Here is a 15,314-nt window from a genome sequence, read left to right on the forward strand (position 1 = left end):
CCCGGATGGGCGGGGGAGCGGCAAGGAGCGACCCGGCAGGCCCGCCGGCAGAGGCGGGCCGCACCGAAGGCCGGAATGGAATGGAGGACCCGCGACAGCGGGTTGCGGCACGCCGCGGCGGGCCTAGAGGCGAGCGCTGCTCCCACCGCCCGGCCGCGGCCGGTCAAACCGGCAACGCCATCGTGTGACACCACACGATGACCGCCAGGCCGGATCAGCGATCCGGGCCACCGTCAGGGATCCTGACCCGAATGGGCCGAGACGGCGGCGCAGCCGTTGGCTCGGTGGAGCGTCAGCGGAATGGAGCCCGGCCGCCCAAAGGGCGGAGACGGCAGGCTCCATCGCTCATCACTAGCCCATTAGATGCAAAGGTGGCTCCAGCCGAGCTGCAGGGACGCACCGGACGAAAACAATGCTTGCCGCTCTTTAACGGTCCGCTTGGTCGGACGATGGCGACAGTCCGGATTTAGAACGTCGGATAAGGCAAGCTGCCCTTCGTTCACCACCGCTCAGATCGGTCGGCCAACGGCGGCTCGGTCGGACGATCTCGACAGTCGAGAATTAGGAAGCGCCTAGCGGATAGCAGTCATTCGTTGCATCCTACTCCATGCCTCTCGTATGACCGCCCCGTCAGAATTGGCGACTGTCCGGACTCCGGTTTCCGGTCCCACTAAGCTGCCGGTCGTTTCGCCAGGGGGACAACAGCTTCGCGCTCCGTCCTGGTCGCTGGTTGCTCTAATCGTCCTCCCAGTACCGGACCCTCGCTCGCCGCTCGCCAGAGATGCAGGATAAATCTGGCTATCGCCAACTCTGGCCATGGCCACGAAACCGCTCTTCGATCGCTGCGATCTTGCGCTTTTGCGAGGCAGTCAGGGCCGCCATCACACGCATGAAAGCCGCCCGCGTCATGGTGCGTAGCTGTGCAAGATCGCTATCCCGGCGCATTCGCACTTTCCAATCTGTCGGCCGATAGTCGATGCCGGCACTACCAAGGCGCCAGAAGATCATCGCCACCTGATTGGGCGTAAACGCGCCCTTGTCGTCGACGAAATCGATGAAGTCCCGGGCATCGAAGTCCTGCACCTTCCGGCCAAGCTTGAGCAGCGCGGTCATCACTCGTTGCTTTCGCGCATCCTCAACCAGACCGCGACGATGCCGATCAACCAGTTTGCCCGTCGCATCCGCATCGATCCAGCAGCCGTGTTCATCGATGCCGATTATCTCAAACCGCTTGATGCACTCTGAGCCGACGAGGAGGCTCGACTGGGCGAGTAGATTGTGGATCTCGAAATGATAACGAAGATCCTGTTGGCCACACAGCTCGCAGGTTCCGTCCGTCGCCTCCAAATCGAAAAAGCGACCCGTATAAGACCATTCCCGAAGCGCAGCGGCCAAGAAGGGTGCCTGACTAAGCGGTAACAGAGCCGCAGCTGCCCTTTCCGCCCACACCGACACGCGTCTACTTCTTTTTCAGCGTGAGTGTGTTCGGTCCTGGCTGCTTTGGGTGCGTCGCGGGCGGGGGTGACGCCGTCGCGACCGCCGCGTGCGAGGCGGCTGACGAGAGAGCCAGGACCTTTTCGACGATCCCGAAGATTGCAATCATGTCGTGCGGTTCGACCTTGGGGAACACGGGTAAATGTTTCAACGACAGTACCGGTCGCAGGCGATTAACGTGGACCGTATAAAGATGATCGCACACGACATACGCGGTACGGCCTTCAGCATGGCCTTTTGGATTAGGATTTTTCGAAAGCTGGTGGAAGTGCGTGCCCGCTTTCTGCTGTGCGCTAGTAACAGGCAGAATGATGCAGGTGTCGCTCAGCGAGTTAGCAGCGCGAATGACGATGCCCGGATGTTCATTGACGAACTCGGGCACATAGGCGTCATGCGGAAAATCGACCCAATACATCTGGCCAACGCGGGGGCGGCTCTGGATGCGCCGCTCGCGGCGGCTGATCGGAATATATCCAGCCTTAATGATCTCATGATGTTGCGGGAACGGGTGTCCCGCTTCCGTGACCATGCTCTCGACAGCAGGCATGTTCTTGAAATTGACTGGCACAAAGCCTTTCGCCAGCAAATCCTGGTCGGTGGGGATGGGTGCATAGCCCGCAGCAAGCAACTCAGCCTCAGACGGGAACGGCAATTTCACATATTTCTGATCTTCTGAATTTTCGTCGTTCCACATGGAATGCTGCTTTTCCCAGATGATTAGTCGTCTATTGCGGCGTGGCCGTGTTCATCGGCCGATTATAGTTCCCTCGTAGCGCATCAAGGGCGATCTGGGTGAAGCCTGCCTCGTACGTTTCGATTTGGGTGCGGCGCTTGTAGTAGGACAGGCGCCTGCCCGGTGTGTCGGCCTCGATCCTCATACGCGCCACGCCGCGAATACCCGGCGCGCGACGGTGCTGCGCCAGTGTCACCAGCATGTCGAGCGCATAGCGGTTGAGCAGGTCGTTGCGCTCTTCGGAGAGGTTTGCTGCTGCATCAAGCATAGTCCGGGTGAGCTGATAGGCGTCGTCCCCTTCCACTTGGCCATAGAGGGCCGCAAAATCGACAGGAAACAACGGTTCAGCGTCTGGATCTTCGCTGTCAAAGATCCAGGCCTCGTACCAGATGGCGCCGACCTGCTCGAGCATCGCGACACGCGACCAGAAATTTCCCCAAGCCCCATCATTGCTGCGGCTTTCAATGCGATGATGGGTGGCCCAGTCTCCCTTTGCGGTCTTGGAACCGCCGGAAAGTCGAAGAGCCCAGACAGAATGAACGCCAATCTCGAAAACCTTGCGGGCAGGATAGCCTTCCGGCGGGGTTTGGCTCAGCGCTGCGATCGGCACGCCAAAGGTCGCATCAAGCTGGACCAGTCCATATAGATCTACCAACATCCGCAGCAGCAGGGCATCGCCGGTCTCACGGACACGGCGAAGCATGGAGGCTTCCGTCTCAATACCTGTCACCAACGCGACAGGCAGAAAGATCGGGTCACTGTCGAGCGGGATCGGCGGCAAACGATATTGAGGATAGAGCTTCGTCGAGCGCTCGGTATGCGCAACGAAGCCATGTTGGATCAGCTCGTCGATAGCCACCTTGGCCCGGGGTTTTCCCATGCCGGTATGCTGCTCGCACGCCTTGGCCGACCATTTGCTGAGTTGATGATCGCTGCCGGTCCCCGCGAGAAGCACAATGAAGGCCGTTACCAAGTTCAGCCTGTTGCCGGTTTCGACCTCCCAAAGGCGCTCCCAAGCAGTGCGGTCGATAGCAAGAAAATTGCCACCCCGACCGCGACCGCGAACGCGATCAGCGCCAGTTGATTCGACATCAGGGGACGCCGAACCGTCCAAAGGCGCATTTCTCGATCGTTCCACGAGGCCGTGGTAGCACGCTATTTTGTCCCCATCAAGGGAATCAAGGTGTTCAAGGTAATCAAGGTAATCAAGGCCATCAAGAACACCGGAACCTGTCAAGGGCATCAAGGACAAGCGATCATGCCGAACTCCCATCCGGATCGGAAGAATGGCGGAAATCTGCGGTTTAGCTATCTGCCGTACATTGAATTTTAATGCCCCGGTGCGTATATCCAACTCACAGCTTCGGCTGCTTCGGCCTCACGGCCTTTTGGAATTACACCGCAAGGTGCTCGGGGAGAGTTTCGCAAGAGGCTCTCCCCTTTCCTCATCCAGATCCCTTGCGTACAACCTGTGGATAGGGGTGATATATGTTCACACTTGGGAGGCGCTAAGGGCGCTGCCCCTTGCTGAGCGATTAGCCAATCCGCAGCCGAGGGACAGTGAACGGTTTAGTGAACTCGCCAATAGCGTGCTTCCACCCGAAAGCTGATGCGGCTGGTCGGGCTCACGGTATCCAACTTCGCTGATGGCACGAGAGGTTCCGCTTCAGCGGCTGTCGACGCCATCCGTGCCGCGGGCATTGCTGCAAGCAAGCGCGAACTCGAACGCCCAATCTGCTTAAAGTAAGGCGAGCATCACACCTTAAGCTCCATTCCGGTTTCTTTGCGCGATTGAACATGGACTATTCGGACATCGCTGCTCATCATCTCTCTCGGCTTGAGGGCGAGATAGAGGGGCGGCCGGATGACGCAATATTTGTACACGTATGCAGAGGTCGACGCCGGTTGTGCGGATCGATCGCGAGTTCGCGCACCTATTGGGGGGCCTCGGCGTTGCACCGTCCAATCGATGAATCCGAAAAAATCCCGACCGCAAAATTGTTTTTTCCTTTTTGCCACTCCCAATCCGATCGGGTGAGCAGTCGATGGCCGATGAACGAGGAAACAGCATCGTGCAGCCGCTTGCCAAGGTCAGTAAGAAGCAAAAAGTCTATAAGCGACCGCCTGCCGTCGAAGAGGAGATAGCGGCGACGCTTGCCCTCCCCTTGTATGATGCCTTTCGCCTCGCGGCGTTGGGCCGTACGAGGCCGCAGACCCTCGTTTATCTCATTCGCAACTTTCGGCCGAACCGGCCAAGCCCGCAATATGACGCGATGGTGGTCGCGTTCTTCTCGCGGCTCGAGCGCTCCGGCGATCGAATTTTGCGGGACCTCCCCGAGAATTTTCGCGAGCGCGCTCACACCATCGTCCAGAGCAAGGTGTTCGAGCTCATTCACGAGAATGATCTCGACATCTTCGAATGCAGCTTCAAGCTGGGTGCCGAGCGGCTCTATCTGACGGCCCGCTCAAAGATGAAGCTACGCGTGGCGACAGAGATCTCCCGTGAGGATCTGGCACCTCCTGATGCCGAGGTGAGCACAGAAGAAATCGCTGACGCCCTTGCCGCCCGTGCCGGGCGCGCGGGGACGCCACTCGCGGAGATCAAGGCTGAGCTCCAAAGCATCTACGCCCTACTGACCGACGAGGAACGGATCGCGGTGGGGCATATCCACGTGATGGGATTGACCTACGCCGAAGCGGCAGCCGCGATGGGCTGCTCGGACACGAAGGTCAAATATCTCATCAAGCGCACGCGCGACAAAGCGCGCGAGACAAGGGCCTGAACCATGACCAAGCAACCTCAGAGCACCGAAGCACTCGACGACGTCCTGGCAACACTTCACGACATGCTGGAGGACGACGCCACCCGTGACGATGTGCTGCGATTTGCTGCGCTGAACCCCGCGTTTCGTGAAGACATTTTGGCCTTTGTCGCCGAATGGGTCGCGTCCGAAGGGAGCGATCTTGGCGACGAGGATCCGACGGGCGAGCGCACGGCGCGCAATCATCATTCGATTCTCGAGCGCTTCTGGGCGCCAGTGCAATCGCAGGCCTCCGATCCGTTCGACGCGATGGACTCTGACGATATTGACCGGATCGCAGCCAACTGCCGGATCGATACGGGCATATTGCGCAAGCTTTGCCGATGCTTGATTGATGTCGATACTATACCAGGCCAGCTGCTGGTCTGGCTCGCGGACGAACTGAAGAGCTCGCCATCGGTGCTCAACGCTTTCCTCGATGGAGCGCCGGCAGCGGCAGGCGCCGATTATTTCGCGCCGCAAGGCCGGACTGCGCCCGGCAAGGTCAGTTTCGAAACAGCCGTCAAAACTTCGATGCTCGACCTTTCGCAGAAGCGCTTCTGGTTTCCGGATATGGCCGCCTGAGATGGACGGATTCGCCGCCGTCCGAACCGCAGCTCATCGATTGCGGGCCGAAATCGGGGCAACCGATCTGACCACCGCTACAGATGCGATCCAGGCGGCCGCGAGCCACCGCAAGCTCAAGTTGCGGCCGCTCGCGGCGGACGATCCGGAGCTCGAAGGCGCGCACGGTCTGTTGGAACGCAGGTTCAAGCAGGTCCTCTACCGTGATGACCTCGGCGCCGAACGGTCGGCTGAGGTCGTCGCGCACGAGATCGGGCATTTCGAACTTCATGCTGGACCCGAGGCTGGCTTTTATCCGCGAGCAGCCTCAAACGGTGGTGATCCCAATCAGCGCATTGAGACCTATGGGATCAAGGAGCGGCGTGAGGCCCAAGCAAACACGTTCGCGCGTGAGTTCATTCTGCCGCGCGCGATCGCCAAGCGCCTCTACCTCGAGGGACGGAATGCCACAGAGATCGCTGGGCTACTCGGCGTTCCGTATGACACAACGCTACAGCAACTGGCTGACGGACTATTGCTTCCGGACCTCCCGGACGTAGCCCGGCCGGCCCGCCCAGCCGAAACCACCTGTAACGAAGCTCAGAAGCGTGCCGTCGATCACCGCGGGCGGCCCTATTTGCTGAGTGCCGGCCCGGGCACCGGTAAGACCAAGACTCTCGTGTCACGCATCGCCGACCTGCTCAGCAAGGGGGTCCCGGCGCAAAACATTCTCGCTCTTACCTTCTCGAACAAGGCGGCGCTGGAGCTTGCGGAACGCGTCGAAGCTGTCGCCGGTGGTCAAGTCGTCAATATCTGGACTGGGACATTTCATGCCTTCGGTCTCGATACGATCCGCAAGCATCACGAACTGTTCGGTCTGCCAGCCGATCCGAAAGTGGTGGATTCAAGTGAGAGCGTCGCGATGCTGGAGGAAGCGCTGCCAGCGCTTGGCCTGACCCATTACCTCAATCTGTACGAGCCCGCACTGGCGCTGCGCGACATTCTGCGCGCCATCTCACGCGCCAAGGACGAGCTGTGCACACCCGACCAATATGCGGCGCTTGCGGCAGCGATGCGTACGAATGCCACTACCGACGAAGAGCGCCTAGCTGCCGCCAAGGCGGCGGAAGTGGCCACGGTTTATGCGCACTACCAACGCCGGCTCGAAGAGGAAAAGGCAGTCGATTACGGCGACATTATCATGCGCCCCATCATGATGATGCGTAATGACATGGATTTTGGCGCGTTGATGAGGGGGCGCTTCACGCATATCCATGTCGATGAATATCAGGACATCAACCTTGCCAGCGCCATGCTCGTGCGCGAACTCGTCGGAGAGGACGGTGAAAACCTGTGGGTCGTCGGTGATGCGCGGCAGTCGATCTACCGTTTCCGTGGCGCGTCGGCATCGAACATCGCGCGATTTGAACGGGACTATCCGCGCGGTGGGCGTGACAGTCTGTCCGAAAACTATCGCTCGACGACTGAAATCGTGAACGCATATTCGCGCTTTGCTGCGACGATGAGCGTCTCGCGCTATGCAGGTGCCGCGACGCTGACCGCTACCCGGGGACCAAGCCAGATCGCTCCCAGCTTGCTCACTGCCACCGATGACGCCGCTGAAATGGACGCGCTTGCCGGTTCGATCCGCGAACTTGAGGCGGCGGGTGTCGCGCTGCGAGACCAAACCGTCTTGTCACGCAGCAACGGCAATCTTGCACGCTTCGCGGAGGAACTTGAAGCTCGCGGCATCCCGGTCCTCTATCTTGGCCCACTCTTCGAACGCCCCGAAGTGCGCGATTTGCTGTGCGTGCTCTCGTTGATTGCGGACAGCAGCGGCACGAGCCTCATCCGTGTGGCTGAATTTCCCGACTATGCCATCCCTCAGAGCGACGCGCTCACACTCGTCGAACACGCGCGCGCCACCGAGCAACGGGCATTCGACCTGCTCAGGCGGCTCGAGCAACTGAGCGATCTTTCGCCGGAAGGACGCGCCGGCCTTCAAACGCTGGCCCAGCATCTTCATGGAGCAACACAAGGCACCACGCCGTGGCTGCTGGTCAGCCAATACCTGTTCGACCGCAGCGACTATGTCCGCACGGTTCTGTCCGGGCAGGCACCTTCCGACGAAATGCGCAAGGTCGCTGTACGGCAATTGATAGATTGCCTCCGCAATATGCCAGTCCAAGGCAGTGGCACGCCTATTCGGCGCGCTCTCGATCGGATCAGGCACATGATCCTGCTCGCCGATGAGCGCGATTTGCGCCAGCTTCCACCAGAGCTCGACGAGCTCGATGGCGTACGATTGATGACCGTGCATGCCAGCAAGGGCCTCGAGTTCGAGGCGGTTCATTTGCCGGGGTTGTACGCCGGCGCAATACCGTCGGCGAACCGTCCGCCCGTCTGCCCGCCTCCTACAGGCATGATCCTTCAGGTCCAGGATGAGGACGCGCACGAAGCCGAAGAGGAGTGCATCCTTTTTGTTGCCCTGTCGCGCGCCAAGACGCATTTGAGGCTTTACAGGCCGTCTCGCCGAGGATCCCGGAATGCAAGCCCGTCGCGCTTCCTGGAGCGGGTGACCACAACGACCGCTTTCGCAGCTGCCCCAGTGCCGCGGATTCATCCGGTGGCGACACTCAATCCAATTCTAATACCGCCACCGCCGACAGACCTTACGGCGCGTGACATCGACAACTTCTCTTCATGTCCCCGACGGTTCTACTATGAGCGGGTCCTGAACCTCCGGCATCGAACGCGCGCCGGGGCGTATCTCGATGCCCATGGCTGCGTCCAGGCTGTGATCCGCTATGCCCGCGACCTCGACGAAGCGCAGGCGTATGATCCGGCGGAAGCAGAGCGCATTTTCGACGAGGCTTGGGCGGCCAGCGGACTTGCCGAGCATGCGTTCGGCGACGCCTATCGCCGGCTCGTGATGTCGATGCTCGGCAGGCTTCATATCGCGGCAGCGGGCACGACCGCACGTCCGGGCGAGTTCATCACGACGATCGGCGGGAATGCCATCGGCGCACTAGCCGATCGCATTTTCGAGATCGACGGTACGCTTGTCGTTCGTAACCTGCGCTCGGGAAAGGCCTCCAGCGGCGACCCCGACCGCCTGTCGGCGACGATCCTGTTGAAGGCGGCCCGCGAGACGCTGGGCGCTGGCGCACGTGTCGAGAACCATTATCTCCTGGGCGAATCCGTGCTCGAGATCGGCCAGACGGCAGCGAAATATAACAAGCGCATCGCAGACTGCGAATCCGCGATCGACGACATCGGTGCGGGCAAATATCCGGTGATCACGAGCGATTTCCGATGCCCTCGCTGCCCTTACCTGTTCGTCTGCCCATCCCCTGAATGACTAATGCCGGCCTGACGGCCGGCGTGGGTGACCATCAGATTTTTCTCCGCTGATTTTTCCTTTTTGGCCCGCCTCACCCGATCAGTTGGGTGAGGCAGCCACCGGTTGCCCGGCATCGAAAAGGAAATGCACACAATGTCCACGATCATCTTTGCCGCCATCGAAGGCGAACCTCTCGAGCGCTTCGAGCTGGCGGAAGCCGCGCTCGTCAAGACGCTCATCGCCAGCCTGGACGGCCGTCATCCCAACATCGCCGAAATGCTCGTCTTCAAGGAAGATGAAGACGAGCCCATGGCCCAAGATCGTCCGCTGCACGGTCTCGATAACCCGATCTTCCACCTCCACCGCTGCCGCCAGATCAAGGTAGCGGTCAACTACAAGGCTGACACCTTCAACCACAAGTTCGCGCCCGCCACGACGATCAGGCGCGTCACCAAGTGGGCAACCAAGAAGGCCGGTCTCGATGAGGCCGAGGCCCAGGAGCATGTGCTTCAGATCAGCGGCACGCATATCCAACCGCCGCAGAATGCGCACCTTGGAAGCCTGAAGACGGACGGCTGCGCCATTGAGTTCGACCTCGTCCGCAAGCAGCTGGTTCAGGGCTAATGGAGCCGACCATCGGCGCCGATGAACGGGCGTTCCGCAGCCATGTGGAACGCCCGGACTTCCAGATCGGCGAGGCGAAAGGGCAGTGGCGGCTCGTCCGCATCGACTGGCCGCACTCGGTCATAACGGTGCGCGCGCATGACGGCACGGACTGGGCGTTCCGGTTCGATCTTCCAGGCTATCCCGCGGCATTGCCCAATGCGAGGCCGTGGGACTTGGAGGCCAATGCTCCGCTGGCCAACAGCCGGTGGCCGCAGGGCACGGGCCGGGTCGCGGCGGCCTTCAATCCGAACTGGAACGCCGCGGCGCTCTACCTGCCCTGCGACCGGCTGGCGCTCGCCGGCCACGAGCAATGGCTGGTGCAGCATCCTGAAAAAGCCTGGTCGCCGCCACGCGGCATCATTCACTATCTGGAGATCATCCATGACCTTCTGGCCTCTCACCAGCATCTGGCGGCTGTTGGCGCGGCCGCCTGAGCTGTCGATCCCGGTCCCCATCTGGTCGGACTTGCTGAACGGTTTGCGGGCGCGCGGCCGCGGTGTCCGCGAAAGTGGCGCGTTTCTGCTGGGTCCGCCCGGTCAGCCCCGCCATGTTTCGTCGATCGTGTTCTATGATGAAATCGACCCGCATGCCTTCGATACTGGGATCATCGTCATTGATGGCGCCTGCATGGCTGATCTCTGGGCGATCTGCCGCCGCTCGGGGCTGTCCGTCGTCGCGGACGTGCATACCCATCCCTGTGGGGCGGGCCAGAGCGAATCCGATCGCCGGCACCCGATGATCGCCGAGCCCGGGCATGTGGCGATGATCATCCCGGATTTCGCCGCCGAGCCGGTGCAGCTGAAGGCAATCTGCCTCTATCGTTACCGCGGCAACTTCGACTGGGACCGGCTCAAGCCCAAGTTCCTGCGTCCCTCTCTAAAGATCGAACGGGCCTAATCATGGACGACAAAATCATCGATACGCTGAACCGCACGGCAAAACTGTTCCTCGACACCGGCGCTGCCGCCAGTGTCGAGGAGGCGATCGCCAAACTTTCCACCTTCACGATGCACCTGACGATCGACGCGGAGGCCGCGGTGAGCCCAACCCATCAAGCGAGCCTCCTCACCGCGCTCAACTGTGGAGTGCGGACGTTCCTCGGTGGCGTGACCGTCGAAGGCATGCTTGACGTGCCCCTGCTGGTTCCGATCGCAGCTGGAGCAACCCTGGCTGATGCCGTGGTCGAACTGGGTGGGACCGCGGCACCGCACGCTCCGGGTGCGCCGATTGTCGCCATCGGCGGAACAGTCGCGGCTGGACTAGCTGATTTTGCCATTAGAACGACATTCGACGGATGGCGTGCCGGCGCGATTCCCCTAGCAAGCGCGAGGCTGGCGGAACGCACCGAGTTTGCGCTGTCCGGCATGTTGGCCGGAGCCCTCGCTGTTGCCGAGGTGTTCGCGCATCTGAACGGCGAACCGCTCGCCGGGCATCGCAGCGTCGGCCTGTCGCTTTGGGATCTTGATGACGAGGCGGACTGGACGGATTCGCGCAGTGACGGTCCCGTGATAACGGACCTGCCGTCCGATTTTTGGCTAATCGGGCTCGGCCATCTCGGCCAGGCCTATCTTTGGGCGATCGGGATGCTCCCATTTGCCGATCGCGGCAGCGTCCGACTCTTCCTCCAGGATGTGGATTGCGCGGGCAAGTCGACGAAGAGCACGTCACTGCTCACCACCGGCGCAGATCAAGGCCACCGCAAGACCCGGATCTGCGCGCGCTGGGCCGAGCAACGCGGGTTCGATACCGCTATCATCGAACGCCGGTTCGATGTCGACTTCCGTCGATCCGATCAGGAGCCCGGACTGGCATTGTGCGGTGTCGACAATCCAGTTGCGCGACGGATCCTCGACGAAGCCGGTTTCCCGATGGTCATTGAGGCTGGCCTCGGCAACGGCGCCGAAGACTTCCGCTTGATCCGGATGCATAGCTTCCCGGCGACACAGCGTTCTTCCGCGATCTGGCCGACGGCCGCGCAGGTCGATGAAGCGGACGGCGGCATCAGCCGTGCTGCCAAGCTCAAGGATCAGCCCGCCTATGTCGAATTGCGGAAAAAGGGCGAGCTTGACGAGTGCGGCCTTACGCTTCTTGCCGACGTCGCCGTGGGCGCGCCCTTCGTCGGCGTGACGGCAGCGGCGATCGTGCTGGCCCAAGCCGTCCGTGCCGTCGCAGGTGCACCCCGCGCAACCGTTGCGAATATTGATTTACGGTCGGTCGCGCATCGAAGCGCCGTGGTTGGGCAGGACGCCGACATCATCACCTTTGCGACGGCGCAAGCGCAATCGATCGAGTGATCGTGGTTATCAGGGGCCGTAAGGCAACTCGCCAAGCAGGCCCAGCATCGCGTCGCCCTGAAGACGCGTGAACGCGATTTCCTTGGCTTCACCCGGTTTGCGGGGCTTTGCCGGGCCGTCGCCTGGGGCGTTACGGGTATGACCAGCGACATGGGCGCCATCGTCCTTGATGAAAGGCAGAACGACGATGCGTCCAAAATTCTTGGAGATGATCGTACCTACCGCCCATTCGACAGCGTCGGCATGTGTTGAGTCGTGCGCCCCGATTTCCTTGACTGTCCAGCCAATGCCGCCTTCGGGCTCGTACCAGAATACGAACCGGTCGAGCACGACGGCATGGCGCCCCGCGGCGAGCGCTTCGGCGAGCATCTCCTTCATCGGCTGCAGCTGGAGCATGTCGATTGCTCGCGGGAGCAACATCTTTCGGATCGCCGCCTTGGTTCGCCCCCAATGTTGGGCCGGGTGCAAGCCAAAAGCGTCGGCGATCCTCGCTCGATGCCCCCAAATCGCGCCTTGCCGTGAGATATAGCCATTCGTGAGCCGCCGCCAATTTAAGCCATCCGTGGAATGGGCCAGTGACCGAGTGATGCCGCGGCCGACGACGATGGTGCGAAGATACGGCAGCTCCTGTAGGGCGCAATGGATGTCGTCCGCATCGTCTTCACTACCCGCGGTGATAGCGGTTCTGGACGGAGCGACCTTGCCGGTGTGACGCTTTTTGCCCTCGACGAACATCATCGCCTCTTCGTCTTCGCGACGGCGGGAGGCGAGATATGCCTTAGACAGCTTTAACAATGTTGAGCTTTGTCCATTCTCTCCAAGCACCGCTATATCGAAATCTTGAACCAGTTCGCGCGTCAGTTTTCGCGCCAGATGCTTGGCTTCGGCCTCGTCTTGCTCGACCTCGGCGCGCTGAGGCACGCCGCCCCCGAGTTGCGGCCGCCGGCGCTTCCACACAGGCTCGCCGTTCGCGCCGAACATCAGGTTCTCTAGATACCACCAATTATAGTAGGCATCGTAGCTCGCCCGGACAGCGTAGATCGTCGTGTCAGTCATGACGCCTCGCGGACATGGATGCTGAGCGACATGGCCGGTTCACGTTCGGAAGGATAGCTTTCGCCTATTGGCCTGAAGTCGAATTCCGGGAGCATGGCGCGCATCGTGTCGGACTTGGTCGTAACATAGACCGCGCGGCCATCGAGCTGGCGGATCGCGTGGGCAACTAAGGCGCGACCATGGCCTTGCCGCCTGAAGGCGCTGTCCACCACCACCCAACCGAGTTCAAATGGATAGTTCGCGGCCAAAGCCCCGACCTTGGCCTTGGCGAATTCATTCTGATGATGTGCGGCAATCGGCCGCTTGATCGCTGCCGTCCCGATCAGCCTGTCACCGTCATAGAGCGTAAGCAACGACAATGCCTGCTCGATCAGTGCCGGCATCGTCGCGGGATTAATCTCACCTGCGGCAACGACGAACCCCGTGAAACTGTCAATCTCTTGAGCCGACATTGCGGACGGATGGGTCGCACGAAGCGTCATCTGAAAATTGATTCTCTTGCGCCTGAGTTTGGACCTTTAGTCTCATATCTATGACCGCCAAAATCTCGTTTAGGGAAGAGTCTTCTTTGGCTTCTGCCCGAGATCAACACTCGCTGGAGCGACCACAGAGCGTGAACGAACGGCTGCTATAAGGCGTTGCCGGGCGGCGCTCGAACGTCCGCTTCGTCGGCGAAGCAGGCCGTTGAGCGTGTAAGGGAAATCCCTGCCCGATCTCAGTGACACGCCCGATTGAAGCATGACTGCAGCCCGATAGGAATGAAGAAACGGATCCGCCTGTGGTCGGACGGCTCCGAACTCTCCTCGTACGGATCGGAACGCACGTGATGACCACCGTCGAACCCCAGCCCACACAGTCGGTGGCTGCCCGGCTCAGTGATCAGGACATCAGCGACGCCTGGATCTACCTGCTCGGGCGCCTCCTGATCATCCGCCAGCAACAGGTAGATTTCGACGAGGAGGGATTTGTCTGGAACCAGCTCCTCCACCGTAAGCCCGGCCAGGTCGACTGGCCCAACCCCAACCTCGACGTCGCTTACTCCGAGGCCTGGGTGGCGATCGACGAGCACAGCTTCCTGCTGGTTACGGTGCCCGTCATCGAGGGCCGCTATTATGTCGTCGAATTCCTGAACGGCTGGGGCGAAACCATCGCCAACATCAACGAGCGCGTCTATCCCGATCACCCGGACGGTCTGTTCGCAGTTTGCCTCGAGGGCAGCAATGTCGACAGTGCCATCGGCGCGAAGCGCGTGGATGTGCCTGTAAAGGTCTCACGCGTGCTTCTCCGTGTCGAACTCGGTGCCAAGTGGGACGAGGCCATCACGCTCCAGCACCAGTTCAAGTTCAAGATCCATGGCAATCCCGAACTGCCGGCCATCCCGCGATCGGTGATGTTCGACATGGCAGCCCTCCCCGGCGTCGAGGCGTTCGATTCCGCCACGCTCGCCCTTGATACCGAACGAGATCTGAGCCCCGGCATGGAAACGCTCCAGGCCAATAGCCGGGCGATCGCCGCCGCTATCGAAGATCCGGTCGAGCGCGAACGGATCGACAAGATCGTCCGCCAGAAGGCACACCGGGATTTTGGCGCGGCTGCCCCCTATATCGGGCGAGGCTCGATCCGGAACGGCTGGGCGCGTCCAGCCTGCTGCGGCCATTGGGGCGATGACTGGATGACGCGGACCACGGTCAACTATGGTGGCATCTGGGCCAACGTGTTCGAGGAAGTGCTCTATTACCGTGGTGCGCTGGATAGCCAGGGCAAAGATCTTGAGGCCGACGGAATCTACACGCTCACCTTTCCCGCCGACGATTTGCCGTCGAAATATGCCAAATATTTCTGGTCGGTGATCGCGGTCGATCGGCTTCACCGCCGCGTGCTGCCCAACCCGCTCGATCGCTTTCTTCTGAACAAGGAGTCGAAGCTGACCTATTCGGACGACGGCTCCCTGACCCTCTATTTTGCGCCCGACCAGCCGACCGACGCACCACAAGGCAACTGGCTCCCCACCAAAGGCAAACCCTGGAGCCTCACGTTCCGTTTCTATGGCCCCCGCGGCGGTGTCGCGGATGGCAGCTATTTTCCGCCGTCGCTGATCAAGCGCTGAGGAAGAACACCGCCCTCGATCGCGTGGAGCATTCATCGGCACGTCGGCTGTACGGAATCCGACATGAACATAGGGCGGGTTTCGGCGAGCCCGCGAGATGGTGTGGACGACTGCTTCGGCGGCGGCACCGCTGGATGACGAACGTTGGCGGTGGGCCGGTGGCAGGGTCGGCTTTTCTCAATTTCCGCCGGCAAGCGGCCATTCCGGATCCCACGACATTTCACCCATCCATACGAGCTGGCATCGTTCTCTCAAA

At 61.0% G+C, this 15,314-nt stretch carries 13 protein-coding genes; 8 read left to right on the plus strand and 5 right to left on the minus strand.

What is annotated here, in order from left to right; translation table 11 throughout:
• Window positions 1-798: 798 nt before the first annotated feature.
• The 3 genes from ACFB49_RS12785 to ACFB49_RS12795 all read right to left on the minus strand — a co-directional run bounded on the left by ACFB49_RS12785 (window position 799) and on the right by ACFB49_RS12795 (window position 3,581).
• On the minus strand, window positions 799-1,395 hold the full coding sequence (locus ACFB49_RS12785) for a hypothetical protein (protein WP_380871572.1): 597 nt from the start codon (window positions 1,393-1,395) through the stop codon (window positions 799-801).
• Window positions 1,396-1,459: 64 nt separating this feature from the next.
• A complete protein-coding gene (locus ACFB49_RS12790) occupies window positions 1,460-2,188 on the minus strand; it encodes a type II toxin-antitoxin system PemK/MazF family toxin (protein WP_380871575.1) in 729 nt (242 codons plus the stop codon).
• A gap of 31 nt (window positions 2,189-2,219) precedes the next feature.
• A complete protein-coding gene (locus ACFB49_RS12795) occupies window positions 2,220-3,581 on the minus strand; it encodes a hypothetical protein (protein WP_380871577.1) in 1,362 nt (453 codons plus the stop codon).
• A gap of 691 nt (window positions 3,582-4,272) precedes the next feature.
• Here ACFB49_RS12795 and ACFB49_RS12800 point away from each other — a divergent pair.
• The 7 genes from ACFB49_RS12800 (at window position 4,273) to ACFB49_RS12830 (ending at window position 11,895) form a co-directional block, all read left to right on the plus strand.
• Complete coding sequence (locus ACFB49_RS12800; RefSeq protein ID WP_380871580.1) at window positions 4,273-5,010, plus strand: sigma factor-like helix-turn-helix DNA-binding protein; 738 nt, start codon at window positions 4,273-4,275, stop codon at window positions 5,008-5,010.
• 3 nt (window positions 5,011-5,013) lie between these two features.
• Window positions 5,014-5,613: a hypothetical protein gene (locus ACFB49_RS12805; protein ID WP_380871581.1), complete on the plus strand. Its 600-nt coding sequence runs from the start codon at window positions 5,014-5,016 to the stop codon at window positions 5,611-5,613.
• Between the two features lies 1 nt (window position 5,614).
• Window positions 5,615-8,953 carry a UvrD-helicase domain-containing protein gene (locus ACFB49_RS12810; RefSeq protein WP_380871583.1) on the plus strand — a complete coding sequence of 1,113 codons (3,339 nt, stop codon included), beginning with the start codon at window positions 5,615-5,617 and terminating at the stop codon, window positions 8,951-8,953.
• Between the two features lie 135 nt (window positions 8,954-9,088).
• A complete protein-coding gene (locus ACFB49_RS12815; protein WP_380871584.1) occupies window positions 9,089-9,559 on the plus strand; it encodes a hypothetical protein in 471 nt (156 codons plus the stop codon).
• Complete coding sequence (locus ACFB49_RS12820) at window positions 9,559-10,035, plus strand: hypothetical protein (protein ID WP_380871586.1); 477 nt, start codon at window positions 9,559-9,561, stop codon at window positions 10,033-10,035. The genes ACFB49_RS12815 and ACFB49_RS12820 overlap by 1 nt, the downstream gene beginning before the upstream one ends.
• Window positions 9,983-10,498 (plus strand): hypothetical protein, encoded by a 516-nt coding sequence (locus ACFB49_RS12825; protein WP_380871587.1) that lies wholly within the window; start codon window positions 9,983-9,985, stop codon window positions 10,496-10,498. Before ACFB49_RS12820 ends, ACFB49_RS12825 begins: the two co-directional genes overlap by 53 nt.
• A gap of 110 nt (window positions 10,499-10,608) precedes the next feature.
• The gene (locus ACFB49_RS12830) at window positions 10,609-11,895 is read left to right on the plus strand and encodes a hypothetical protein (protein WP_380871588.1); all 1,287 of its coding nucleotides are present in this window, start codon (window positions 10,609-10,611) and stop codon (window positions 11,893-11,895) included.
• 9 nt (window positions 11,896-11,904) lie between these two features.
• On the opposite strand, the gene ACFB49_RS12835 is transcribed toward ACFB49_RS12830, so the two are convergent.
• Entirely contained in the window at window positions 11,905-12,951 is a 1,047-nt protein-coding gene (locus ACFB49_RS12835; RefSeq protein ID WP_380871590.1) for a hypothetical protein, read from the minus strand.
• Window positions 12,948-13,433 (minus strand): GNAT family N-acetyltransferase, encoded by a 486-nt coding sequence (locus tag ACFB49_RS12840; protein ID WP_380871592.1) that lies wholly within the window; start codon window positions 13,431-13,433, stop codon window positions 12,948-12,950. The genes ACFB49_RS12835 and ACFB49_RS12840 overlap by 4 nt, the downstream gene beginning before the upstream one ends.
• Window positions 13,434-13,777: 344 nt before the next feature.
• Between ACFB49_RS12840 and ACFB49_RS12845 the strand changes: the two genes are divergently transcribed.
• Entirely contained in the window at window positions 13,778-15,058 is a 1,281-nt protein-coding gene (locus ACFB49_RS12845) for a DUF1214 domain-containing protein (protein ID WP_380871594.1), read from the plus strand.
• Window positions 15,059-15,314 lie beyond the last annotated feature (256 nt).

Source organism: Sphingomonas sp. DBB INV C78 (assembly GCF_042693015.1).
In the GTDB taxonomy this organism is placed as follows: domain Bacteria; phylum Pseudomonadota; class Alphaproteobacteria; order Sphingomonadales; family Sphingomonadaceae; genus Sphingomonas_E.

Bases quoted from the DNA above. Each gene is read 5' to 3' on its own strand.
- ACFB49_RS12790 (WP_380871575.1), bottom strand. From the start codon at position 2,188: ATGTGGAACGACGAAAATTCAGAAGATCAGAAATATGTGAAATTGCCG.
- ACFB49_RS12800 (WP_380871580.1), top strand. From the start codon at position 4,273: ATGGCCGATGAACGAGGAAACAGCATCGTGCAGCCGCTTGCCAAGGTC.
- ACFB49_RS12805 (WP_380871581.1), top strand. From the start codon at position 5,014: ATGACCAAGCAACCTCAGAGCACCGAAGCACTCGACGACGTCCTGGCA.
- ACFB49_RS12810 (WP_380871583.1), top strand. From the start codon at position 5,615: ATGGACGGATTCGCCGCCGTCCGAACCGCAGCTCATCGATTGCGGGCC.
- ACFB49_RS12815 (WP_380871584.1), top strand. From the start codon at position 9,089: ATGTCCACGATCATCTTTGCCGCCATCGAAGGCGAACCTCTCGAGCGC.
- ACFB49_RS12820 (WP_380871586.1), top strand. From the start codon at position 9,559: ATGGAGCCGACCATCGGCGCCGATGAACGGGCGTTCCGCAGCCATGTG.
- ACFB49_RS12825 (WP_380871587.1), top strand. From the start codon at position 9,983: ATGACCTTCTGGCCTCTCACCAGCATCTGGCGGCTGTTGGCGCGGCCG.
- ACFB49_RS12830 (WP_380871588.1), top strand. From the start codon at position 10,609: ATGCACCTGACGATCGACGCGGAGGCCGCGGTGAGCCCAACCCATCAA.
- ACFB49_RS12835 (WP_380871590.1), bottom strand. From the start codon at position 12,951: ATGACTGACACGACGATCTACGCTGTCCGGGCGAGCTACGATGCCTAC.
- ACFB49_RS12840 (WP_380871592.1), bottom strand. From the start codon at position 13,433: ATGACGCTTCGTGCGACCCATCCGTCCGCAATGTCGGCTCAAGAGATT.
- ACFB49_RS12845 (WP_380871594.1), top strand. From the start codon at position 13,778: ATGACCACCGTCGAACCCCAGCCCACACAGTCGGTGGCTGCCCGGCTC.